This is a genomic window from Pseudomonas parasichuanensis (genome assembly GCF_021601385.1).
Taxonomy (GTDB): domain Bacteria; phylum Pseudomonadota; class Gammaproteobacteria; order Pseudomonadales; family Pseudomonadaceae; genus Aquipseudomonas; species Aquipseudomonas parasichuanensis.
This window is the reverse complement of sequence record NZ_BQHO01000007.1, coordinates 143198-166871: the sequence shown is the minus strand read 5'-3', so window position 1 is coordinate 166871 and position 23674 is coordinate 143198. Positions and strand designations below refer to the sequence as shown.

Genomic DNA, 23674 nt, shown 5'->3' with positions numbered 1-23674 from the left:
ACAAGGCCGCTCCTGCAGAAAAAGCTGCGCAAGACAGTTGCTTGATTTGCGAGATGCAGCAGAACCCCGCCGGGCAACCGGCGGGGTTTTTGCTTTACTGAATGGACTGTTACCCGACATTCATCGGTAACCGTGTCTGTAGGTGATTTCGCACACAAATGAGGCTTGCGGAAACATTCGCGGGCTATCGCGGTGCGAATTTCCAGCCATTTCATGCACCGTGGCACGCTGCACTTGCCGGAATACAAGGGTTTGCCAATAATAGGCGCGCTTATTGCTTTGGATATAGGTTATTTCTCTTTTGCTCTTGCATATTCAGCGAGAGCTGTCAATATCGCCCGCCGTGGTTTCAAGCGCTTCTGTAACTAGTTGTCGCTTTGAAGAAATATCGACTACCGGGCTGTCGCTAAAATGCCACTCACTCGCTCGTGGTCTGCGACCTTGGTCGAAACCTGCGCGGCTCGCGTTGTACCCATTCGCATATCGGGCAGCCGTTACACCTGCCTTGTATTGCCCCGTACCGATGGAGTTACCTGATGAAGAAGCTTGCACTGCTTGGCGCCCTGGCGCTTTCCGTGTTTTCCCTGGTATCGCAGGCCGATGAGAAGCCGTTGAAGATCGGTATCGAAGCCGCCTACCCACCCTTCGCCTTCAAGCAACCCGACGGCAGCATCGCCGGCTTCGACTACGACATCGGCAACGCCCTGTGCGAAGAGATGAAAGCCAAGTGCACCTGGGTCGAGCAGGAATTCGATGGCCTGATCCCGGCACTCAAAGTGCGCAAGATCGACGCCATCCTGTCGTCCATGTCGATCACTGACGATCGCAAGAAGTCGGTTGACTTCACCAAGCGCTACTACCTCACCCCGGCACGCCTGGTGATGAAGGAAGGTACCGCCATCAGCGAGAGCCTGGGTGAGCTCAAGGGCAAGAAGATCGGTGTGCAGCGTGGCTCGATCCACGACCGCTTCGCCAAGGAAGTCCTGGCCCCGAAAGGCGCCACCGTCGTGCCTTACGGCACGCAGAACGAAATCTACCTGGACGTGGCGGCTGGCCGCCTCGACGGCACCGTGGCTGATGCCACCCTGCTCGAAGACGGTTTCCTGAAAACCGACGCCGGCAAGGGTTTCAGCTTCGTTGGCCCGGCGTTCACCGACGCGAAGTACTTCGGTGACGGCATCGGCATCGCCGTGCGCAAGGGTGACGACGCCAACCGCGAGCGCATCAACAAGGCCATCGACGCGATCCGCGCCAACGGCAAGTACAAAGAGATCGAGAAGAAGTATTTCAACTTCGACATCTACGGCCCTGACGCTCAGTAAGACGTCGGGTTTCACCTGTGCAATGGTGCAAACAGCAGAATCTCTGAGGTTTGCACCATTTTTCATTCCCAAGCCCTGAGGAATTGCAATCATGTTGAAAGGCTATGGGGCAGTCATCCTCGATGGGGCGTGGCTGACGCTGCAGCTCGCCCTCTCGTCGATGGCCCTGGCCATCGTCCTCGGCCTGATCGGTGTGGCGCTGCGCTTGTCGCCGGTGCGCTGGTTGGCCTGGCTGGGTGACCTGTACTCCACGGTGATCCGTGGCATCCCTGACCTGGTGTTGATCCTGCTGATCTTCTACGGCGGCCAGGACCTGCTCAACCGGCTGGCACCGCTGCTGGGCTATGACGACTACATCGACCTGAACCCGCTGGTGGCCGGTATCGGTACCCTGGGCTTCATCTTCGGGGCCTACCTGTCGGAGACCTTCCGTGGCGCCTTCCTGGGCATCCCCAAGGGGCAGGCCGAGGCGGGTGCGGCGTACGGCATGAGCAACCTGCAGGTGTTCTTCCGCATCATGGTGCCGCAGATGATCCGCCTGGCGATCCCGGGCTTCACCAACAATTGGCTGGTGCTGACCAAGGCGACCGCGCTGATTTCGGTGGTCGGCCTGCAGGACATGATGTTCAAGGCCAAGCAGGCGGCCGATGCCACCCGCGAACCTTTCACCTTCTTCCTGGCGGTGGCGGCGTTGTACCTGGTCTTGACCAGTGTCTCGCTGCTGGCGTTGAAGTATCTCGAGAAGCGCTACTCGGTTGGCGTCAAGGTGGTTGAACTATGATCTTTGACTACAACGTCATCTGGGAAGCCATGCCGCTGTACCTGGGTGGCCTGCTGACCACGCTGAAGCTGCTGGCACTGTCGCTGCTGTTCGGCCTGCTGGCGGCCATCCCGCTGGGCTTGATGCGGGTGTCGAAGCAACCGGTGGTGAACATGACCGCCTGGCTGTACACCTACGTCATTCGCGGCACGCCGATGCTGGTGCAGTTGTTCCTGATCTACTACGGCCTGGCCCAGTTCGAGGCGGTGCGCGAAAGCTTCCTGTGGCCGTGGCTGTCCAGCGCGACCTTCTGTGCCTGCCTGGCGTTTGCCATCAACACCAGCGCCTACACCGCCGAGATCATCGCCGGCAGCCTCAAGGCCACGCCACATGGCGAGATCGAGGCCGCCAAGGCGATCGGCATGTCGCGCTTCAAGATGTACCGTCGCATCCTGCTGCCGTCGGCCCTGCGCCGGGCGTTGCCGCAGTACAGCAACGAAGTGATCATGATGCTGCAGACCACCAGCCTGGCGTCGATCGTCACCCTGATCGACATCACCGGTGCCGCGCGCACGGTCAATGCCCAGTACTACCTGCCTTTCGAGGCCTACATCACGGCGGGCGTGTTCTACCTGTGCCTGACCTTCATCCTGGTGCGCCTGTTCAAGATGGCCGAACGCCGTTGGCTCGGCTACCTGGCGCCGCGCAAGCACTGACCGCTCTGTGAGAACCGACAGCATGTACAAACTTCAAATCCAAGACCTGCACAAGCGCTACGGCAGCCACGAGGTGCTCAAGGGCATCTCCCTCGAAGCCAAGGCAGGCGACGTGATCAGCATCATCGGCTCCAGTGGCTCGGGCAAATCGACCTTCCTGCGTTGCATCAACATGCTCGAGCAGCCGCATGCCGGGCGCATCCTGCTCAACAATGAAGAGCTTAAGCTTGTGGCCGGCAAGGACGGCGCGCTCAAGGCCGCCGACCCGAAACAGCTGCAGCGCATGCGTTCGCGCCTGTCGATGGTGTTCCAGCACTTCAACCTGTGGTCGCACATGACCGCGCTGGAGAACATCATCGAGGCGCCGGTGCACGTGCTGGGCGTCAACAAGAAAGAGGCGTTGGAAAAGGCCGAGCACTACCTGAACAAGGTCGGCGTCGCCCACCGCAAGGACGCGTTCCCCGGGCACATGTCCGGCGGTGAACAGCAGCGTGTGGCCATCGCCCGCGCCCTGGCCATGGAGCCCGAGGTAATGCTGTTCGACGAACCTACGTCGGCGCTGGACCCTGAGCTGGTGGGCGATGTGCTCAAGGTGATGCAGTCGTTGGCCCAGGAAGGCCGCACCATGGTGGTGGTCACTCACGAGATGGGCTTTGCCCGTGAAGTCTCCAACCAGCTGGTGTTCCTGCACAAAGGCCTGGTGGAAGAGCGCGGCTGCCCGCGTGAAGTGCTGGCCAATCCGCAGTCCGAGCGACTCAAGCAGTTCCTCTCCGGCAGCCTGAAGTAAAGGCTGCACTTTGCACCATAATGGGGCATGCTGCGCAGTGCGCGCGGCGTGCCCTGGCGCCACGCGCGCGAACCCTCTCTTCCAGGTTTCGGACCACGCCCTATGACCACCCAGCGAATCGGATTTCTCATCTGGCCCAGCACCAAGCCGCTGACCCTGGCGTTGGCCGACGAGGTGTTGCAGGTGGCCCAGCGGGTGCATCCGGAGGTGGTCTACGAGCTGGTCTACTTGCAGGCCGAGGCCGGGCAGGAGGGCGCCTGGCGTTTGCCGGGCGAGGCCTGGAACGGCCGCCTGGAGGGTTGCCAGAAGTTGTTCCTGCTGGCCGACGAGCCGCCGGCGGCGATCAGTTCGGCGCTGTCGGCCGCACTCAAGCAACTGGCACGCAGTGGCTGCATGGTCGGTGGCTTGTCCGCCGGTGTGTATCCGTTGGCAGCGATGGGGTTGCTCGATGGTTACCGCGCCGCGGTGCACTGGCGCTGGCAGGACGACTTCGCCGAGCGGTTCCCCAAGGTGATCGCCACCAGCCACCTGTTCGACTGGGATCGGGACCGCCTGACCGCTTGTGGCGGCATGGCGGTGACCGACCTGCTGCTGGCGGTGCTGGCGCGTGACCACGGCGCCGAGCTGGCCGGTGCAGTCTCCGAAGAGCTGGTGGTCGAGCGTATTCGTGAGGGGGGGGAGCGCCAGCGTATCCCGCTGCAGAACCGTCTGGGTTCCAGCCATCCGAAGCTCACCCAGGCGGTGCTGCTGATGGAGGCCAATATCGAAGAGCCGCTGACCACCGACGAGATCGCCCAGCATGTGTGCGTGTCCCGCCGGCAGTTGGAGCGGATCTTCAAGCAATACCTCAACCGGGTGCCCAGCCAGTATTACCTGGAGCTGCGCCTGAACAAGGCGCGGCAGATGCTGATGCAGACCAGCAAGTCGATCATCCAGATCGGTTTGTCGTGCGGGTTCTCTTCCGGGCCGCATTTTTCCAGTGCGTACCGCAACTTCTTTGGTGCAACGCCGCGTGAAGACCGCAACCAGCGGCGCAGCAGCAGCCCGTTCGAGCTCAGTTCGGCGCCAGTGGAAAAGGGCTCAGGGGCGGTTTAGGGCTCGAGGTGCATGCCTTGAGTTTGGTGCTGGGGCAGAGATCGAGCGCCGCGCGGGCGGCGCTCGATTTGCGCCGCTACGCAGTAACCGCGCCCTACACCTGGCATCCCCTCTACATAACCCGTGAACACCCGTTCACCCATCCTCCCTCTGCCGTTACACTGCGCGATTGCGACACTGTTTGTCGCATTGCCGAAAACCTGCTGAAAACAGGGTTTTGCGCTGTAACAAGTTGTCGCCTGGCAGCAAGGACAGGCGCCGATCAGTCCTTACAATCCCCCCATCGCTCGCCACTTCCAGGCCAGCGTTCCTCTTCAGGAGACTCAGATGTCCGTTGAGCAAGCCCCGGTGCAACGTGCCGATTTCGACCAGGTCATGGTCCCCAACTATTCTCCGGCGGCCTTCATTCCTGTGCGAGGCGAGGGCTCCCGAGTGTGGGACCAGTCGGGTCGCGAACTGATCGACTTCGCTGGCGGTATCGCCGTCAACGCCCTGGGCCACTGCCACCCGGCGCTGGTCAAGGCGCTGACCGAGCAGGCCAACACCCTCTGGCACGTCTCCAACGTATTCACCAACGAGCCGGCCCTGCGCCTGGCACACAAGCTGGTGGACGCGACCTTTGCCGACCGTGCGTTCTTCTGCAACTCCGGCGCCGAAGCCAACGAGGCCGCCTTCAAGCTGGCCCGTCGCGTCGCCCATGACCGTTTCGGCCCGGACAAGCACGAAATCATCGCCACGGTTAACAGCTTCCACGGCCGCACCCTGTTCACCGTCAGCGTCGGTGGCCAGCCCAAGTACTCCGACGGCTTCGGCCCGAAGATCACCGGCATCAGCCACGTGGCCTACAACGACCTGGAAGCGCTGAAGGCACAGATTTCCGACAAGACCTGCGCCGTGGTGATCGAGCCGATCCAGGGCGAGAGCGGTGTGGTGCCGGCCGACAAGGCGTACCTGGAAGGCGCGCGCAAGCTGTGCGAAGAGCACAACGCCCTGCTGATCTTCGATGAAGTGCAGACCGGCGTCGGCCGTACCGGCTCGCTGTATGCCTACCAGCACTACGGCGTCACCCCGGACATCCTCACCAGCGCCAAGAGCCTGGGCGGCGGCTTCCCGATCGGCGCCATGCTGACCACCAGCGAGATTGCCAAGCACCTGGCTGTCGGCACCCACGGCACCACCTACGGTGGCAACCCGCTGGGCTGCGCCGTTGCCTGTGCCGTGCTGGATGTGGTCAACACCCCGGAGACACTGGCTGGCATCAAGGCCAAGCACGAGCGCTTCAAGACCCGCCTGGAGAAAATTGGCCAGCAAACCGGCCTGTTCACCCAGGTGCGTGGCGTCGGCCTGTTGCTTGGCTGCGTGCTCAGCGATGCCTGGAAAGGCAAGGCCAAGGACATCCTCAACGCTGCCGAGAAGGAAGGCTTGATGGTGCTGCAGGCAGGCCCTGACGTGGTGCGTTTCGCCCCGAGCCTGGTGGTCGAGGATGCCGACATCGACGAAGGCCTGGATCGCTTCGAGCGTGCGGTAGCCAAACTGACCCAGGGCTGATCGCCCGGTAGTCCCGTCGCCCGTCCTGAGCACGATCAGGGCGGGCGAATCCTGAATTTCAATGCGGGCACCTGCTTGCAGGTAGTGGCGCGTGCCCGCTGTTTTCCCGTGCCGATTGATCGGCGCGCTTTCCCGAAAGGAGTGACACCATGCTGGTGATGCGCCCCGCGCAAATGGCTGATCTGAACGAAGTGCAGCGCATGGCTGCCGACAGCCCCATTGGTGTCACCTCGCTGCCGGACGACGCCGGCCGCCTGGGCGACAAGATCGCCGCCTCGGAAACCTCTTTCGCCGCTGAAGTGAGCTTCAATGGCGAAGAGAGCTACTTCTTCGTGCTCGAAGACAGCGCCACCGGCAAGCTGGTCGGCTGCTCGGCCATCGTCGCGTCGGCCGGCTACTCCGAGCCGTTCTACAGCTTTCGCAACGAGACCTTCGTGCACGCTTCGCGCGAGCTGAAAATCCACAACAAGATCCACGTCCTGTCGCTGTGCCACGACCTCACCGGCAACAGCCTGCTGACCAGTTTCTATGTGCTGCCGGAGCTGGTGAACAGCGCCTTCGCCGAGCTCAACTCCCGTGGCCGCCTGCTGTTCATGGCCGCGCACCCGGAGCGTTTCGCCGAGTCGGTGGTGACCGAAATCGTCGGCTACAGCGACGAGCAGGGCGAGTCGCCGTTCTGGGATGCCATCGGGCGCAACTTCTTCGACCTCAACTACGCCGACGCCGAGCGCTTGTGCGGCCTGAAGAGCCGTACCTTCCTTGCCGAGCTGATGCCGCACTACCCGATCTATGTGCCGCTGCTCCACGATGAGGCCCAGGAAGCGATGGGCCAGGTGCACCCGCGTGCGCAGATCACCTTCGACATCCTCATGCGTGAGGGCTTCGAGACCGAGCACTACATCGACATCTTCGACGGCGGCCCGACCCTGCATGCCCGTGCTTCGGGTATCCGTTCGATCGCCCAGAGCCGTGTGGTGCCGGTCAAACTCGACGAAGCGCCGGTCAAGGGCGGCCGCCCGTACCTGGTGTGCAACGGCCAGTTGCAGGATTACCGCGCGGTGCTGCTTGAGCTGGACTGGGTGCCGGGCAAACCGGTCAGCCTGAACAGCGAAGCCGCTGATGCCCTGGGCGTCGGCGAGGGTGCCAGTGTACGGCTGGTAGCGGTCTGATAAGCCGGAACAGAGAGTTTCGCGGCAGGCACAGACCGCCGCACAAGGAGATAGCATGATCGTTCGTCCTGTACGCAGCAGCGATTTACCCGCGCTGATCGAATTGGCCCGCAGCACCGGCACCACCGGGCTGACCACGCTTCCGGCCAACGAGGAACGCCTCGGCCAGCGGGTCGGCTGGGCCGAGAAGACCTTCCGTGGCGAGGCCGAGCGCGGCGACACCGACTACCTGTTCGTGCTGGAGAACGACGAAGGCCTGGTGGTCGGCATCAGTGCCATCGCCGGTGCCGTCGGCTTGCGTGAGCCCTGGTACAACTACCGGGTGGGGCTGACCGTCAGCGCCTCTCAGGAGCTGGGCATCTACCGTGAGATCCCCACGCTGTTCCTGGCCAACGACCTGACCGGCAACTCCGAGCTGTGCTCGTTGTTCCTGCGCAGCGACTATCGCAGTGGCCTCAATGGCCGCCTGCTGTCCAAGGCGCGCATGCTGTTCATCGCTGAATTCCCCGAGTTGTTCGGCAGCAAGATCATTGCCGAGATGCGCGGCATGTCCGATGAAGCAGGCCGCTCGCCGTTCTGGGAGAGCCTGGGCCGGCACTTCTTCAAGATGGAGTTCAGCCAGGCCGACTACCTCACCGGGGTGGGCAACAAGTCGTTCATCGCCGAGCTGATGCCCAAGTTCCCGTTGTACACCTGCTTCCTGTCGCAGGCTGCCCGTGATGTGGTCGGTCGCGTGCACACCGACACCGAGCCGGCGCTGGCCATGCTCAAGCGCGAAGGCTTCAACTACCAGGGGTACGTCGACATCTTCGACGCAGGCCCGGCCATCGAGTGCGAAACCTCGAAGATCCGTGCGGTGCGCGAAAGCGAAACCCTGGTGCTGGCGGTCGGCACCCCAGGTGACGACGCCACCCCTTACATCATTCACAACCGCAAGCGCGAAGACTGCCGCATCACTGCCGCGCCGGCGCGCCTTGCCGCAGGCACCCTGGTGGTCGATCCGCTGACCGCCAAGCGCCTGCGCCTGGGCGCCGGCGACAATGTGCGCGCGGTGCCGCTGTCCGCCGGCCGGGAGGTTCAGTAAATGACCACGCATTACATTGCAGGCAAATGGCTGGCTGGCCAGGGCGAAGCCTTGCAGTCGCTCAACCCCGTCACCCAGGCGGTGGTCTGGGCCGGGCAAGGCGCCGATGCCGCTCAAGTTGAGGCGGCGGTCCAAGCGGCGCGCCAAGCGTTCCCGAACTGGGCGCAACTGAGCCTGGACGCGCGTATCGCTGTGCTCGAGGCGTTCGCCGAAAAGCTCAAGGCACGTGCCGACGAGCTGGCGCGCTGCATTGGTGAAGAAACCGGCAAGCCCTTGTGGGAGTCGGCCACTGAAGTCACCAGCATGGTCAACAAGGTGGCGATCTCGGTGCAGAGCTACCGCGAACGTACCGGCGAAAAGAGCGGCCCGCTGGCCGACGCCACAGCCGTGCTGCGCCACAAGCCCCATGGTGTGGTGGCGGTGTTCGGCCCCTACAACTTCCCCGGCCACCTGCCCAACGGCCACATTGTCCCGGCATTGCTGGCGGGCAACTGCGTGGTCTTCAAACCGAGTGAGCTGACCCCCAAAGTTGCCGAGTTGACGGTGCAGTGCTGGATCGAAGCCGGGCTGCCTGCCGGTGTGCTCAACCTGGTGCAGGGCGCCCGTGAAACCGGCGTGGCGCTGGCTGCCAACCTGGGCATCGATGGCCTGTTCTTCACCGGCTCCAGCCGCACCGGCAACCTGTTGCACCAGCAGTTCGCCGGGCGCCCGGACAAGATCCTGGCCCTGGAGATGGGCGGCAACAACCCGCTGGTGGTGGACGAGGTCAAGGACCTGGACGCCGCGGTCTACACCATCATCCAGTCGGCGTTCATTTCTGCCGGCCAGCGCTGCACCTGCGCCCGCCGTCTGCTGGTGCCCCAGGGCGCCTGGGGCGACCAACTGCTCGCCCGCCTGGTCGAAGTCAGCCGCAGCATCAGTGTCGGCGCCTTCGATCAGCAGCCAGCCCCCTTCATGGGCTCGGTGATTTCGCTGCAGGCCGCACGCGCGCTGGTCGCAGCCCAGGCCGATCTGCTGGGCAAGGGAGGCGTGGCGCTGCTGGAGATGACCCAGCCACAGGCCAATGCGGCCTTGCTGACCCCGGGCATCATCGATGTCACCGCCGTGACCGGTCGCCCGGACGAAGAGTTCTTCGGCCCACTGCTGCAGGTGATCCGCTACGCCGACTTCGATGCTGCCATCGAAGAAGCCAACAACACCCAGTACGGCCTGGCCGCCGGGTTGCTGTCGGACTCCAATGCCCGTTACCAGCACTTCTGGCTGCGCAGCCGCGCCGGCATCGTCAACTGGAACAAGCAGCTGACCGGTGCCGCCAGCAGCGCGCCGTTCGGTGGTGTCGGTGCCAGCGGCAACCACCGCGCCAGCGCCTACTACGCGGCCGATTACTGCGCCTACCCCGTGGCTTCGCTGGAGACCGCGAGCCTTGCACTGCCGGCGACCCTGACGCCGGGCGTCACCCTATAACAACAGGTCTCGGAGCCTTGCCGATGAAATCCTACGAAGTGAATTTTGATGGCCTGGTGGGGCCGACCCACAACTACGGTGGCCTGTCCTACGGCAACGTGGCCTCGCAAAGCAACAGCCAGCAGGGCTCCAACCCGCGCGAAGCGGCGCGTCAGGGCCTGGCCAAGATGAAGGCGTTGATGGAAATGGGCTTCCAGCAGGGCGTACTGGCGCCGCAGGAGCGCCCGGATGTGGCTGCCCTGCGCAGCCTGGGCTTCACCGGCAGCGACGCCGAGGTGATCCAGCGCGCGGCCAAAGAAGCCATGCCGTTGCTGGTTGCCAGTTGCTCGGCCTCGAGCATGTGGGTGGCCAACGCCGCCACGGTCAGCCCCAGCGCCGACACCGCCGACGGCCGCGTGCACTTCACTGCCGCCAACCTCAACTGCAAGTACCACCGCAGTATCGAACATCCGACCACCAGCCGTGTGCTGGGGGCCATGTTCAATGACGACAAGCACTTCGCGCACCATGCCGCACTGCCGGCGGTGGCGCAGTTCGGTGACGAAGGCGCGGCCAACCACACGCGGTTCTGCCGCGATTACGGCGATGCCGGCGTCGAGTTCTTCGTCTATGGCCGCAGCGCCTTCGACAGCCGCTACCCGGCGCCGCAGAAGTACCCGGCACGCCAGACCCTGGAAGCCTCGCAGGCGGTCGCCCGGCTGCACGGCCTGCGCGACGATGGCGTGGTCTACGCTCAACAGAACCCGGCAGTGATCGATCAGGGTGTGTTCCACAACGATGTGATCTCGGTGGGCAACGGCGAGGTGCTGTTCTACCACGAGGACGCCTTCCTCGAGACCGACGCGGTGCTCGGCCAGCTGCAGGCTAAACTGGCCGGCAAGGGTGGCCAGTTCCAGGGTATCTGCGTGCCGCGCTCGGCAGTGACGGTGGAGGACGCAGTGCGTTCCTACCTGTTCAACAGCCAGCTGCTCAGCCGTGCAGACGGCTCCATGCTGCTGGTGGTGCCGGAAGAGTGCCGCAACAACGAACGCGTCTGGGCTTACCTGGGCCAGCTGACCAGCCAGGGCGGCCCGGTGAAGGAGGTCAAGGTGTTCGACCTCAAGCAGAGCATGCAAAACGGCGGTGGCCCGGCTTGCCTGCGTTTGCGTGTGGCCTTGAAAGAATCGGAACTGGCGGCGGTCAATCCAGGCGTTATCATGACCGCCTCGCTGTACGACACCTTGGTGCAGTGGGTCGACAAGCACTACCGCGATCGCCTCGGCGAGGCGGACCTGGCCGACCCGCAACTGCTGATCGAATGTCGCACGGCACTGGATGAGCTGACCCAGATCATGAAGCTGGGCTCGGTGTATCCGTTCCAACGCCAACCTTGATAGAGAGAATTTGCAATGTCCGACGCCCTGCGCCTGATCCTGGAAGATGAAGACGGCACCCAGCTGGAAACCTCCTGCACGCGCTTTGCCGTGGTCTGGCAAGGCAAGGAAGTGTGGATCCAGCAGGATGGTCGCGGCCAGCTGCTGATCGGTGTCGATGTCGACGAAAACGATACCGAGTACGCCAACCTGCTGCTGCGTCCGATGGCCACCAACCTGGTCAGCCTGCAACTGGAAATGGAACCGGCAGAAGTCGGTGATGACGACGATCACGTCCATGGCCCGGACTGCGGCCACCACCACTAAGGAAGTGCCTATGCTCGCCCTCGGCAAACTGCTTGAGCTGACCCTGACCGGCCACGAACCGGCCGAGAAGACCCAAGTGACACCCAAGGGCGCGCGTTTGCGCTGGCTGGGGGAGGGCGCACTGGAGGTGCGCCCGCCTGAAGGCGAGGACAGCGGGCTGGATCTGCTGTTGTCGGCGGGGGTTCATGGCAACGAGACCGCACCGATCGAATTGCTTGAGCGGCTGCTGCATGGCGTGGCCAACAACAAGATCAAGCCCCGTGCGCGGGTGCTGTTCCTGTTCGGCAACCCGGCGGCGATCCGCAAGGGCGAGCGTTTCATCGAGCAGGATATAAACCGCCTGTTCAATGGCCGTCATGAGCTTTCCAGTGGCTTCGAAGCTTTGCGTGCAGCAGAGCTTGAGCAGTTTGCCCGCGTGTTCTTCAGCAAACCTGGGCGCACCCGCCTGCATTACGACCTGCATACCGCGATCCGCGGTTCCAAGATCGAGCAGTTCGCCTTGTATCCCTATAAGGAAGGTCGCACCCATTCTCGGCGCGAGCTGGCTCGCCTGGCTGCGGCGGGCATGGAAGCGGTGCTGCTGCAGAGCAAATCTTCGATTACCTTCAGTGCCTTCACCTATGAGCAGCTGGAGGCCGAGGCCTTCACCCTCGAACTGGGCAAGGCGCGGCCATTCGGGCAGAACGAAGGCGTCAATCTCGACAAGCTCGAAGAGCGCCTCATCCAGATCATCGAAGGTACCGAGCCTGAGACCGGCGACTCGCTCGACGGCCTGAAACTGTTCAGCGTCGCCCGCGAGATCATCAAGCACAGTGACAGCTTCCACCTGCACCTGCCGGCGGATATCGAGAACTTCTCCGAGTTGAGCAAAGGCTACTTGCTGGCCGAGGACCTGGCCGAAACGCGCTGGGTGGTGGAGGAGGAGGGGGCGCGGATCATCTTCCCCAACCCCAAGGTCAAGAATGGCCTCAGGGCGGGGATTCTGATCGTGCCGGACAGTGGCCAACGCTTGTCCTGACGCCTCTCAATAGATGTTGCGTCGCGGCAGCCCAAGCTCGCGGCGCAGCGCATTCTCGTTGAATGGGTCGGGGTTGGTGTTGTTGGCCGGGGTGTGTGGATCACCGTCAAAATCGAAGGTGCTCGCGGCCCACAGGCCGGTGACCTGATTCTCATGCTCTGGCATGACTGTGCCATTGACGTGATTCCAGGCGTGGCACAGCTCGTGGTACAGGATTATCACTGCCGGCGTATTGGGCCTTTGGGCCAGGGGATTGAAGCCGATCTTGCCTGCCAATACCCTGTCTCCGGGCTGCGAGCCTCTGATGCTGGGGTCGCCCTGCGAACGATCGAAATCGAAATGACCGTTGTCCAGTTCGGGGGTGTCCTCAATAACTATCCGCGCATTGCTGGCGTCCAGGCCTTGCAACATCGCCCGGCCCGACGAGGTGGCGAGTAGCAGCGCGAGGTTGTTGCGCACCAGGTCCTGATATTCGGGCGTTCCGTTGATGGTGATCGAGCGAAACCCGGGGTGCGGGCCTGGGCCGCTGGCTTGCACGCGATCAAAGTTGTTGGCAATCAGTTGGGTCTGGTCGTTGGCATAGACATGGTCGCGGTGAGGCGTTCTTTCCACCCGATTCACGCCGTTGGTCGCATCCACGACCGACTCGCCATGGCAGCGGACATGATCGTCTCCTGTTCCGGTGAAGACTGTCGCGCGCCGCATCGCGGTCGTGATGCGGTCATTGCCGTCGCCTGCATAGAGCGTTGCGAGCCCTTCTCCGTCCAGTTCGATCAGATCGTCACCTTGAGCTGTGTTGACCAGGATATTGGCACCCATGCTGGCATGGCCTATCACTGCATCATTGCCTTCACCAGTTTCAATGATGACCAGCCGCTCTTGTTCCGTATTGATTTCGACCTTGTCGTCGCCGCCGTTGGTGATGATGTGCAGGACGTCACCGTCGTTCAGGGCGATGAAGTAGCTACGGTCTTCGGTCTGCAGATGGGCGCCGTCCTTGTCGCGCCGGGCATACAGGTCGATACGCTGGCGTTGCGATCTGGCCAGAAGCTTGCCGGGCAGGGCTTGCAGATGGAGGTTCTGGTCCTGAAACGGCAGTGCATGGTCGTCGTTGAGGTTTTTGGGGGACGGGCCGGTGCTGACGCGCTGCAAGGGTGTGGCGGGCTGATTGATGGACATGTGTTGCTCCGTATTGCCGGGAATGAAGGGGGCGATCTTCGGAGCCATGCCGGTGCACCGGGCAGTACATAATGCAAGCCGGTGTGGTTGTTCCGGCGCGGTGAACTGTATAGCCTGCGGATATGACCGGCTAAATGAAGGTCATTTCACCTTCGATTGACCGTTTCTATCTTATAAACACACTGCATCCGCCGTTCAGGCTGGATATAATGGCGCCCTTTGCCGTCGTTTCGTCGATTTGACGAGTTTGCCCAAAGGGGCCGGCCGTTTCCGTGGAAGAACCTATGAAAAGCGCAGAAATCCGTGAAGCCTTCCTTCGCTTCTTCGAAGAGCAGGGCCACACCCGCGTCGCCTCCAGCTCGCTGATCCCGGGCAATGACCCGACCCTGCTGTTCACCAACGCCGGCATGAACCAGTTCAAGGACTGCTTCCTCGGCCAGGAAAAGCGCGCCTACACCCGCGCGGTGAGCAGCCAGAAGTGCGTACGCGCCGGCGGCAAGCACAACGACCTGGAAAACGTCGGCTATACCGCCCGTCACCACACCTTCTTCGAAATGCTGGGCAACTTCAGCTTCGGCGACTATTTCAAGCGCGATGCGATCACCTTCGCCTGGACCTTCCTGACTTCGGACAAGTGGCTCAACCTGCCGAAGGAGAAGCTGTGGGTCACCGTCTACGCCAGCGACGACGAAGCCTACGACATCTGGACCAAGGAAGTCGGCGTGCCCGCCGAGCGCATGGTGCGCATCGGTGACAACAAGGGCGCCCCGTACGCCTCCGACAACTTCTGGACCATGGGCGACACCGGCCCGTGCGGCCCGTGCACCGAGATCTTCTACGACCACGGCGCCGACATCTGGGGCGGCCCACCCGGCTCGCCGGAAGAAGACGGCGACCGCTACATCGAGATCTGGAACAACGTCTTCATGCAGTTCAACCGCACCGCCGATGGCGTGCTGCACCCGCTGCCAGCGCCATCGGTGGACACCGGCATGGGCCTGGAGCGCATCAGTGCGGTGATGCAGCATGTGCATTCGAACTACCAGATCGACCTGTTCCAGAGCCTGCTGGCCGCCGCCGCCAAGGCTATCGGTTGCAGCAACGACGAGCAGCCTTCGCTGAAAGTGGTCGCTGACCATATCCGTTCCTGCGGCTTCCTGATCGCCGACGGTGTGCTGCCTTCGAACGAAGGCCGTGGCTATGTGCTGCGCCGCATCATCCGTCGCGCCTGCCGCCACGGCAACAAGCTGGGTGCCACCGGCAGCTTCTTCCACAAGATCGTTGCCGCGCTGGTCACCGAGATGGGCGAAGCCTTCCCTGAGCTGAAAAGCCAGCAGGCGCACATCGAGCGCGTGCTCAAGACCGAAGAAGAGCAGTTCGCCAAGACCCTCGAGCAGGGCCTGCGTATCCTCGAGCAGGACCTGGCCCAGCTGCAGGGCAAGGTCGTCCCGGGTGACGTGGTGTTCAAGCTGTATGACACCTACGGCTTCCCCATGGACCTGACCGCCGACATCGCCCGCGAGCGCGAGCTGACCATCGACGAGGCCGGCTTCGAGCGTGAAATGGAAGCCCAGCGCGAGCGTGCCCGCTCCGCCAGCGCCTTCGGCATGGACTACAACAGCCTGGTCAAGGTCGATACCGCCACTGACTTCCTCGGCTACGATGCCACCGAAGGGCAGGGCAAGGTCATTGCTCTGTACAAGGATGGCCAGGCGGTCGAGCAGCTGGGCGAAGGCGAAGAGGGTGTGGTGATCCTGGATCGCACCCCGTTCTACGCCGAGTCGGGCGGCCAGGTGGGTGACTGCGGTTACCTGCAGGCCGGCGCCGCGCGCTTCGATGTGCGCGACACCACCAAGACCGGTGGCGCCTTCCTGCACCATGGTGTGGTTGCCAGTGGTGCGCTGAGCGTTGGCACGGCCGTCGACGCGCGTGTCGATGCCGACGTGCAGCACGCTACCTCGCTGAACCACTCCGCCACCCACCTGCTGCACGAAGCGCTGCGCCAGGTACTGGGCGAGCACGTACAGCAGAAGGGCTCGCTGGTCGACAGCCAGCGCCTGCGTTTCGACTTCAGCCACTTCGAGGCGGTGACGCCTGCGCAGATCAAGGCCCTGGAAGAGATCGTCAACCGTGAAGTGCGCCGTAACACCGAGGTGCAGACCGAGTTGACCGACATCGAGACCGCCAAGGCCAAGGGCGCCATGGCGCTGTTCGGTGAGAAGTACGGCGACACCGTGCGCGTGCTGAGCATGGGCGGTGACTTCTCCGTCGAACTGTGCGGTGGCATCCACGCCAAGCGCACGGGCGATATCAGCCTGTTCAAGATCATCAGCGAAGGCGGCGTGGCCTCTGGCGTGCGCCGTATCGAAGCGGTGACCGGTGCCGCCGCGCTGGCTTACCTGAATGCTGCCGAAGAGCAGGTCAAGGAAGCCGCGCAGCTGGTCAAGGGTAACCGCGACAACCTGATCGACAAGCTGTCGGCTGTGCTCGAGCGCAACCGTCAGCTGGAAAAGCAGCTTGAACAGCTGCAGGCCAAGGCCGCCAGCGCCGCCGGGGACGATCTCTCCAATGCGGCCGTTGAGGTCAAGGGTGCCAAGGTGCTCGCCGCCCGCCTGGATGGGCAGGATGGCAAGGCCTTGCTGGCGCTCGTCGATCAGCTGAAGAACAAGCTCGGCCATGCAGTGATCCTGCTGGGCAGCGAGCATGAGGGCAAGGTCGTGCTGGTGGCTGGCGTGACCAAGGACCTCTCCGGCCAACTCAAGGCTGGCGATCTGATGAAGCAAGCCGCTGCGGCGGTGGGTGGCAAGGGCGGTGGTCGCCCGGACATGGCCCAGGGTGGTGGCGTCGACGTCGCCGCGCTGGACAATGCCTTGGCCCTGGCTGTGCCGTTCGCCGAGCAGGGACTTTGAGATGAGGCGGCCGCCGGTCTAGTCGGCGGCCGCTTCATGTTGGATTGTTTTTTGGGGCCCCTTGGGGCTGAGGCACCTTTGAAATGGCGTTGATCGTACAGAAATTTGGCGGCACCTCTGTCGGTTCCATCGAGCGGATCGAGCAGGTAGCCGACAAGGTCAAGAAATTCCGTGAGCAGGGCACTGACCTGGTGGTGGTGCTGTCGGCCATGAGTGGCGAAACCAATCGCCTGATCGACCTGGCCAAGCAGATTACCGACAAGCCGGAACCTCGCGAGCTGGACGTGATTGTTTCGACCGGTGAGCAGGTCACCATTGCCTTGCTGACCATGGCGTTGATGAAGCGTGGCGTGCCTGCGGTGTCGTACACCGGCAACCAGGTGCGCATCCTCACTGACAGCGCTCACAACAAGGCGCGCATCCTGCAGATCGACGACCAGAAGATCCGCGCCGACCTCAAGGCTGGTCGTGTGGTCGTGGTTGCAGGTTTCCAGGGCGTTGACGAGCAGGGCAACATCACCACGCTCGGCCGTGGCGGCTCAGACACCACCGGTGTGGCACTTGCCGCGGCGCTGAAGGCCGACGAGTGCCAGATCTACACCGATGTCGATGGCGTCTACACCACCGACCCGCGTGTCGTGCCCCAGGCCCAGCGCCTGGAGAAGATCACCTTCGAAGAGATGCTGGAAATGGCCAGCCTCGGCTCCAAGGTGCTGCAGATCCGTTCGGTGGAGTTCGCCGGCAAGTACAACGTCCCGCTGCGCGTGCTGCACAGCTTCAAGGAGGGTCCGGGTACCCTCATTACCATCGATGAAGAGGAATCCATGGAACAGCCAATCATTTCCGGTATCGCCTTCAACCGTGATGAGGCCAAGCTGACCATTCGTGGCGTCCCGGACACTCCAGGCGTTGCATTCAAGATCCTCGGTCCGATCAGCGCGGCCAATATCGAAGTCGACATGATCGTGCAGAACGTTTCGCACGATAACACCACCGACTTCACCTTCACCGTGCACCGCAACGAGTACGAAAAGGCGCTCAGCGTGCTGGAGAACACCGCCCGTGAGATCGGTGCGCGTGAAGTGGTTGGTGACACCAAGATCGCCAAGGTGTCGATCGTCGGCGTCGGCATGCGTTCGCACGCGGGTGTTGCCAGCCGCATGTTCGAAGCCCTGGCCAAGGAGAGCATCAACATCCAGATGATTTCCACCTCCGAAATCAAGGTGTCGGTAGTGATCGAAGAGAAGTACCTGGAGCTGGCCGTTCGTGCGCTGCACACCGCGTTCGAGCTCGACGCTCCTGCCCGACAGGGCGAGTAAGACGTTGCCTGGAAGGGCGCGGCTTGCCGCGCCCTTCGCGTTTCTGGCTGCCGGTTGCACCCCTGTCCAGGTGCTGCTGGCAGTGTGTACGGGCCAGTGCCGTCGTCCCCGGTCGGGCCCTGCTTAATCAAAGACTGTTGTCCCTGAAGATTCATGTGAGGAGAAAACTATGCTGATTCTGACTCGTCGGTGCGCCGAGAGCCTGATCATTGGTGACGGTGAGATCACCGTGACGGTCCTGGGTGTCAAAGGCAACCAGGTACGTATCGGCGTGAGCGCGCCCAAGGAAGTGGCCGTTCACCGTGAGGAAATCTACCTGCGCATCAAGAAAGAGAAGGACGAAGAGCCAAGCCTTTAATTTTTTTGAAGTTTTTTTCAAAAAAAGGGTTGCAAACGAGGAAGGGTGTGTTTAATATTCGCCTCGTGTTGCGGTGAGGTGGCCGAGTGGCCGAAGGCGCTCCCCTGCTAAGGGAGTATACCTCATAAGGGTATCGGGGGTTCGAATCCCCCCTTCACCGCCATTATTTGCGTAGGGCGCTTTAAACAGTAAGAACGCTAAGTAGTTGATTTTAAACGAAAAAGTTCTTGCAAAAATGTTTCAGCGACCTATAATGCGCGGCAAGACACGGACTCATAGCTCAGCTGGATAGAGTACTCGGCTACGAACCGAGCGGTCGGAGGTTCGAATCCTCCTGAGTCCGCCATTTAATGGGCGGTTTTGATCTTCAAAGCAGTTCATTCAACCAGTGGTGATCTGGTCTAAAAATACCAACTACGGACTCATAGCTCAGCTGGATAGAGTACTCGGCTACGAACCGAGCGGTCGGAGGTTCGAATCCTCCTGAGTCCGCCACTTATTGAAGTGGCTTTGCTTGCAAGGCGATTTCAGCAGCCAGTGGTAATCTGGCATAAAACTACCAACCACGGACTCATAGCTCAGCTGGATAGAGTACTCGGCTACGAACCGAGCGGTCGGAGGTTCGAATCCTCCTGAGTCCGCCACACCTGAAAAGCCCGCTTATATAAGCGGGCTTTTTCTTTTTCAGCGTTTACTGATTCTGTCTGCGCGCGACTAGACTCACGTTGATAGCCCGATGCCGCGCAGCCAATAACCGATTGTGATTTTTGTAGCATTCAGGCCGTCGCACTGTTGGCTTCGAGTGTTGTCACAGCTTTATTGCGCAAACGATTGTTCTAGCCAAAATTTTAAGCGATCCGACAGCTGACACCGTGTATGATTGCGCCCGTCAGCCCCGCCGGGGCTTGTGGAATACCACCATGGACTTACCCAGTAGTTACTCGCTAATACGCTACATGCAGCAAGATCTGATCGATTGATTCTCCCGGCGTGCTCCGCTGCTGGGGGTGGAGTTCGCCTATGACCGAAGTAGAAGTAAAGAAAGCTCAAGACAGCCTGCAGGATCGCCTTGCCCAGGTGATCGAACTGCTGCAGCGCCAGCGGGTAGTCGAGGATCTGACGCACCGTCAGGAAGGTCATCACCACGACCTTGTGGAAAACCTCGTCCACCGCCAGAACCTTGTCGAGCTGCAGCGCAAGCTCGATGACCTGCACCTTGCCGACATTGCCTACATCCTCGAAGCCTTGCCACTGGAAGACCGCCTGACGGTCTGGCAGTTGGTGCGCTCTGATCGTGATGGCGACATCCTGCTGGAAGTTTCCGACGCCGTCCGCCAGTCCCTGATCGCCGACATGGACGATCACGAACTGCTTGCCGCCGCCAAGGAAATGGACGCCGACGAGCTCGCCGACCTGGCGCCGGAATTGCCGCGGGACGTCGTTCATGAATTGATGGAAAGCCTCGACGCCCAGCAGCGTGAACGCGTGCGTTCGGCGCTGAGCTATGACGAGGAGCAGGTCGGTGCGCTGATGGACTTCGAGATGGTCACCATCCGCGAAGACGTCAGCCTGGAAGTGGTACTGCGTTACCTGCGTCGGCTCAAGGAGCTGCCGGGGCACACCGACAAACTGTTCGTGGTCGACTACGACGGTATGCTCAAGGGTGTGCTGCCCATCAAGCGGCTGCTGGTCAACGATCCGGAAAAGAAAGTCGCGGAGGTCATGGCCAACGACCCGGTGGTGTTCCACCCCGAGGAAGATGCTTATGACGCAGCCCTGGCATTCGAGCGTTATGACCTGGTCTCCGCGCCGGTGGTGGACAAGAACGAGCGCCTCATTGGTCGACTGACCATCGATGAAATGGTCGATTTGATCCGCGAAGAGAGCGAGAGCGAAGTGCTCAACATGGCCGGTCTGCGCGAAGAGGAAGACATCTTCGCCTCGGTCTGGCGCTCGCTGCGTAACCGCTGGGCCTGGCTGGCCATCAACCTGATCACCGCCTTCCTTGCGTCCCGAGTGATCGGTCTGTTCGAAGGTTCGATCGAGAAACTGGTCGCCCTTGCTGCGCTGATGCCCATTGTTGCCGGCATCGGTGGCAACTCGGGTAACCAGACCATCACCATGATCGTGCGCGCCATGGCGCTGGATCAGGTATCGCCGGGCAACACCAGTCGGCTGATGCGCAAGGAGCTGGCAGTTTCGCTGCTCAACGGCCTGATCTGGGGTGGGGTGATCGGCGCGGTGGCATTCATGCTCTACGGCAGCTGGTCGTTGGGCCTGGTGATGACGGCGGCCATGACCCTCAACCTGTTGCTGGCAGCGTTGATGGGGGTCTTGATCCCGATGACGCTCACCCGCCTGGGGCGTGATCCAGCCATGGGCTCGAGCGTGATGATCACTGCTGTGACCGACAGCGGCGGCTTCTTCATTTTCCTGGGGTTGGCCACGCTGTTCCTGCTCTGAGGGGCGGCAGCAACAAAAAAGCCAGCTTGCGCTGGCTTTTTTGTGTGTCGAAGCTTTGTGTCAGGACGCGTCGGCGGCCATTTCCACATCGTGTGCGATGAGCGCAACCAGTGCGTTCTGCTGGCGATGGGAGAGCTGGCGGAAGCGTTGCAGCAGTTCGCGCTCGTGCAGGCTGAGCTCTGGGCTGTCCAGGCGCATGCTCAGTTCGTCGCCCAGCGCGCCTTCCTGGATAAGGCTCTGTTCCAGGCGTGCGATGATCTCGGAGTTCATGCTGCGGTGATGGTTGCGGGCTACCTCGGCAATGCGCTCACGCATTCCGTCTGGCAGGCGGACGACGAACTTGTCAGCGGTGCGGCTCGAATAAATAGCCTGTTTCAATGGGCGCATATAAATTGACCGGTTGTTCTGGTTCAGGGGAAGCGGTTCGCAAATTGGCCGCACGGTGGGAGTACGACCGCGGCGACGACAAAATGTTCAACCGTAATGTGCTTTCGGGTTTTCATCTTGCCTCATGTCGCCGATTCCTTGGCGTCAATTCTGTGACAAATAGTGGCTCCGGTACAGGCTTTTTGCCAGTACCAATTGTCAGAAATGAGTACTGGTTTGAAAAGATTCACATTGCTCGCTTTGCATCTGCGTCAGACCTTTGTCGTCAAAATCTGATAACTGGCAGCAAAGGTTAGGGAAAAACCCTAGAATGCGCAGGTTCCCACACCTTGAGCATAGTGGCTATGCAATATGACGCAAGCGGCACTCCGTCCTCAAGAGGGCGGTTGATATTCCTGATGGGACCATCGGGCTCGGGCAAAGATTCCCTGATCGATGCCTCACGCGAGCGCCTGGCCGAATACGGGGTGGAAGTCGCCCGAAGGGTCATTACCCGTTCACCCGAGGCCAAGGGGGAAAGTGCGCTGGGCGTGACGCCCGAGCGCTTCGAGGCCATGCGTGCGGCAGGAGCGTTTGTCCTGAACTGGGCGGCCAATGGACTGTGCTACGGCATTTCTGCACAGGTGCAGGAGTGCCTCGCCGCTGGCCGCTCGGTGCTGGTGAACGGCTCAAGGGGGTACCTGCAAGAAGCCCGGCGACGCTACCCGGATCTGCTTGCAGTCGGCCTGACCGTTCTACCTGATGTTCTGCGCCAACGCCTGACGGCTCGCGGTCGGGAAAGTGCCGAGGAAATCGAGCAGCGACTGGCCCGCGGTACCCGCTTGCAGGCCTACGACGCTTCGGTGCATGTGCTGGATAACTCGGCCGCCCTCGATGAGGCCGTCGAGGCGCTATTCGACGTTTTGCGCGCGGAAGGTGTCATCGGCCAAGCAAAAGGAAAAGACTGACGTGCAAAATGCCCGATAGAAACATGACAAATGCCTATACGCTGGGTAACATGCTCGCCGTCCCTACCGTGCAACGTCCGTTGCCGGCCCCTGTGTCTCAGTAGCTCAATTGGATAGAGCATCCCCCTCCTAAGGGGAAGGTTGGCAGTTCGAACCTGCCCTGGGACGCCATTCACACCTTCTATTACCCCTCAAACTCATCGCTGTTCGCCAACGTGCGCTTGTGTGTGGGTGCTATGCGGGCGGGTGTAGCCGAGCGCGAAGAAGGCGACCATGCCGAAGATCAGCCCCCAGAAGGCGGCGCCCAGGCCCAGGAAGCTCATGCCAGAGGCCGTGACCAGGAACGTAATCAACGCAGGCTCACGCTGCTTTTCATCGGCCATTGCACCGCTCAGCCCGGTTGCGATGGCACCGAACAGCGCCAGGCCGGCGAGGGCGGCGATCATTTCCCGGGGCAGGGCGGCGAACACCGAGGCGAGCGTGGCGCCGAAGGTGCCCATCAGCAGGTAGAAGGCGCCACAGGCAATGCCGGCGATATAGCGCTTGTCGGGGTTCTCGTGGGCCTCCCGGCCTGTGCAGATGGCTGCGGTGATCGCTGCCAGGTTCACCCCGTGGCAGGCGAACGGCGCCAGCAGCAACGAGCCGATGGCGGTCACCGAGACGATCGGCCGTGCAGCGGTCTGGTAACCAGCTGTGCGCAGCACGGCGATCCCCGGTACCGACTGGCCTGTAAGTGACACCAGCGCCAGCGGCAGGCCGATGTTGACGATGGCATGCCAGCTCCATTGCGGCGCTGTCCAGAGCGGGACGGCCATCTCCAGTACCAGGGCGCCGGTATTGAGTTGACCCATGCTGGCGGCAAGCCCGCAGCCAACCACCAACACCGAGAGGATCGCGTAGCGGGGCGACAGGCGTTTGAACAGCAGGTAGGCCGCGAGCATCGACAGGACCAGCAACGGCTGCAGGCGGATGGAGCTGAACAGCTCGGCGCCAAATCGGAACAGGATACCGGCGAGCATGGCGGCGGCGATTGCCTTGGGCAGGCGGCGCATCAACTTGTCGAACGCCCCGCTCAGTGCGATCACGGCGATCAGAACCGAGGCAACGATATAGGCCCCCACGGCCTGCGCCAGTGACACGGTCGGCAGCATCGACACCAGCAACGCCGCGCCAGGTGTCGACCATGCGGTGATCACCGGAACCCGCAGTTTCCAGCTCAGCAGCAAACCGGTCAGGCCGCTGCCGATGGAGATCGCCCAGATCCACGAGGCGGTCGCCTCGTTGCTGAGTTGGGCCTGGTGGGCAGCCTGGAACACGATGATCAAGGGGCCGGCATAGGAGATGATCACTGCGATCAGGCCGGCGACCACCGCCGAAAGTGAGAAGTCTTGTCTGAGTCTGTCCATGACGAATTGCCGATTCCCTGTTGCAAGGCGATTGAGGTGGGCTGGATTGAATCCCGTTACTCGC

The 23674-nt window shown here is 62.0% G+C and carries 20 protein-coding genes and 5 tRNA genes; 22 read left to right on the top strand and 3 right to left on the bottom strand.

The window, feature by feature from the left end; all coding sequences use genetic code 11:
• Nucleotides 1-536 precede the first annotated feature (536 nt).
• The 12 genes from L6D77_RS08475 (at nucleotide 537) to astE (ending at nucleotide 12642) form a co-directional block, all read left to right on the top strand.
• Nucleotides 537-1322 carry an ABC transporter substrate-binding protein gene (locus tag L6D77_RS08475; RefSeq protein ID WP_232882772.1) on the top strand — a complete coding sequence of 262 codons (786 nt, stop codon included), beginning with the start codon at nucleotides 537-539 and terminating at the stop codon, nucleotides 1320-1322.
• 91 nt (nucleotides 1323-1413) lie between these two features.
• Nucleotides 1414-2103 (top strand): ABC transporter permease, encoded by a 690-nt coding sequence (locus tag L6D77_RS08470; RefSeq protein WP_110991921.1) that lies wholly within the window; start codon nucleotides 1414-1416, stop codon nucleotides 2101-2103.
• Nucleotides 2100-2798 (top strand): ABC transporter permease, encoded by a 699-nt coding sequence (locus tag L6D77_RS08465; protein ID WP_110991920.1) that lies wholly within the window; start codon nucleotides 2100-2102, stop codon nucleotides 2796-2798. The genes L6D77_RS08470 and L6D77_RS08465 overlap by 4 nt, the downstream gene beginning before the upstream one ends.
• Before the next feature lie 22 nt (nucleotides 2799-2820).
• Nucleotides 2821-3585 carry an ABC transporter ATP-binding protein gene (locus L6D77_RS08460; protein ID WP_232882773.1) on the top strand — a complete coding sequence of 255 codons (765 nt, stop codon included), beginning with the start codon at nucleotides 2821-2823 and terminating at the stop codon, nucleotides 3583-3585.
• Nucleotides 3586-3687: 102 nt separating this feature from the next.
• Nucleotides 3688-4680 carry a transcriptional regulator ArgR gene (gene argR / locus L6D77_RS08455; protein WP_232882774.1) on the top strand — a complete coding sequence of 331 codons (993 nt, stop codon included), beginning with the start codon at nucleotides 3688-3690 and terminating at the stop codon, nucleotides 4678-4680.
• Nucleotides 4681-5007: 327 nt separating this feature from the next.
• Nucleotides 5008-6228: an aspartate aminotransferase family protein gene (locus L6D77_RS08450; protein WP_232882775.1), complete on the top strand. Its 1221-nt coding sequence runs from the start codon at nucleotides 5008-5010 to the stop codon at nucleotides 6226-6228.
• Between the two features lie 149 nt (nucleotides 6229-6377).
• Complete coding sequence (aruF, locus tag L6D77_RS08445) at nucleotides 6378-7397, top strand: arginine/ornithine succinyltransferase subunit alpha (RefSeq protein ID WP_110991916.1); 1020 nt, start codon at nucleotides 6378-6380, stop codon at nucleotides 7395-7397.
• Nucleotides 7398-7452: 55 nt separating this feature from the next.
• The gene (gene astA / locus L6D77_RS08440; protein WP_232882776.1) at nucleotides 7453-8481 is read left to right on the top strand and encodes an arginine N-succinyltransferase; all 1029 of its coding nucleotides are present in this window, start codon (nucleotides 7453-7455) and stop codon (nucleotides 8479-8481) included.
• Complete coding sequence (gene astD, locus L6D77_RS08435) at nucleotides 8482-9945, top strand: succinylglutamate-semialdehyde dehydrogenase (protein WP_232882777.1); 1464 nt, start codon at nucleotides 8482-8484, stop codon at nucleotides 9943-9945.
• A 23-nt stretch (nucleotides 9946-9968) separates the two neighbouring features.
• The gene (gene astB / locus L6D77_RS08430; protein WP_232882778.1) at nucleotides 9969-11318 is read left to right on the top strand and encodes an N-succinylarginine dihydrolase; all 1350 of its coding nucleotides are present in this window, start codon (nucleotides 9969-9971) and stop codon (nucleotides 11316-11318) included.
• A 15-nt stretch (nucleotides 11319-11333) separates the two neighbouring features.
• On the top strand, nucleotides 11334-11624 hold the full coding sequence (locus tag L6D77_RS08425) for a topoisomerase II (protein ID WP_110991912.1): 291 nt from the start codon (nucleotides 11334-11336) through the stop codon (nucleotides 11622-11624).
• A 10-nt stretch (nucleotides 11625-11634) separates the two neighbouring features.
• Nucleotides 11635-12642 carry a succinylglutamate desuccinylase gene (astE, locus tag L6D77_RS08420; protein WP_232882779.1) on the top strand — a complete coding sequence of 336 codons (1008 nt, stop codon included), beginning with the start codon at nucleotides 11635-11637 and terminating at the stop codon, nucleotides 12640-12642.
• A 6-nt stretch (nucleotides 12643-12648) separates the two neighbouring features.
• Here astE and L6D77_RS08415 read toward each other — a convergent pair whose 3' ends face one another.
• Nucleotides 12649-13869 carry a M91 family zinc metallopeptidase gene (locus L6D77_RS08415; protein ID WP_232882780.1) on the bottom strand — a complete coding sequence of 407 codons (1221 nt, stop codon included), beginning with the start codon at nucleotides 13867-13869 and terminating at the stop codon, nucleotides 12649-12651.
• A 236-nt stretch (nucleotides 13870-14105) separates the two neighbouring features.
• Between L6D77_RS08415 and alaS the strand changes: the two genes are divergently transcribed.
• From alaS to mgtE, 8 genes are all read left to right on the top strand, one after another.
• The gene (gene alaS, locus L6D77_RS08410) at nucleotides 14106-16730 is read left to right on the top strand and encodes an alanine--tRNA ligase (protein ID WP_232882781.1); all 2625 of its coding nucleotides are present in this window, start codon (nucleotides 14106-14108) and stop codon (nucleotides 16728-16730) included.
• 83 nt (nucleotides 16731-16813) lie between these two features.
• A complete protein-coding gene (locus L6D77_RS08405) occupies nucleotides 16814-18049 on the top strand; it encodes an aspartate kinase (protein ID WP_232882782.1) in 1236 nt (411 codons plus the stop codon).
• 169 nt (nucleotides 18050-18218) lie between these two features.
• Complete coding sequence (csrA, locus tag L6D77_RS08400) at nucleotides 18219-18407, top strand: carbon storage regulator CsrA (protein WP_003254503.1); 189 nt, start codon at nucleotides 18219-18221, stop codon at nucleotides 18405-18407.
• Nucleotides 18408-18479: 72 nt separating this feature from the next.
• A tRNA-Ser gene (locus L6D77_RS08395) sits at nucleotides 18480-18570 on the top strand.
• Between the two features lie 106 nt (nucleotides 18571-18676).
• Nucleotides 18677-18753: transfer RNA gene (locus tag L6D77_RS08390), tRNA-Arg, on the top strand.
• Between the two features lie 72 nt (nucleotides 18754-18825).
• A tRNA-Arg gene (locus L6D77_RS08385) sits at nucleotides 18826-18902 on the top strand.
• A 72-nt stretch (nucleotides 18903-18974) separates the two neighbouring features.
• Nucleotides 18975-19051, top strand: a tRNA-Arg gene (locus L6D77_RS08380).
• 376 nt (nucleotides 19052-19427) lie between these two features.
• Nucleotides 19428-20870, top strand: a complete 1443-nt coding sequence (mgtE, locus tag L6D77_RS08375; protein WP_232882783.1) for a magnesium transporter — start codon at nucleotides 19428-19430, stop codon at nucleotides 20868-20870.
• 60 nt (nucleotides 20871-20930) lie between these two features.
• On the opposite strand, the gene L6D77_RS08370 is transcribed toward mgtE, so the two are convergent.
• Nucleotides 20931-21257, bottom strand: coding sequence for an Arc family DNA-binding protein (locus tag L6D77_RS08370; RefSeq protein WP_033699552.1), 327 nt, complete (start codon nucleotides 21255-21257; stop codon nucleotides 20931-20933).
• 344 nt (nucleotides 21258-21601) lie between these two features.
• On the opposite strand from L6D77_RS08370, the gene phnN reads away from it, so the two are divergent.
• Together phnN and L6D77_RS08355 are read left to right on the top strand one after the other, a co-directional pair.
• Entirely contained in the window at nucleotides 21602-22204 is a 603-nt protein-coding gene (gene phnN, locus L6D77_RS08360) for a phosphonate metabolism protein/1,5-bisphosphokinase (PRPP-forming) PhnN (RefSeq protein ID WP_232882784.1), read from the top strand.
• Nucleotides 22205-22298: 94 nt separating this feature from the next.
• A tRNA-Arg gene (locus L6D77_RS08355) sits at nucleotides 22299-22375 on the top strand.
• Nucleotides 22376-22401: 26 nt separating this feature from the next.
• Here the strand turns inward: L6D77_RS08355 and L6D77_RS08350 are convergent.
• Complete coding sequence (locus L6D77_RS08350) at nucleotides 22402-23610, bottom strand: benzoate/H(+) symporter BenE family transporter (protein WP_232882785.1); 1209 nt, start codon at nucleotides 23608-23610, stop codon at nucleotides 22402-22404.
• Nucleotides 23611-23674: the final 64 nt, after the last annotated feature.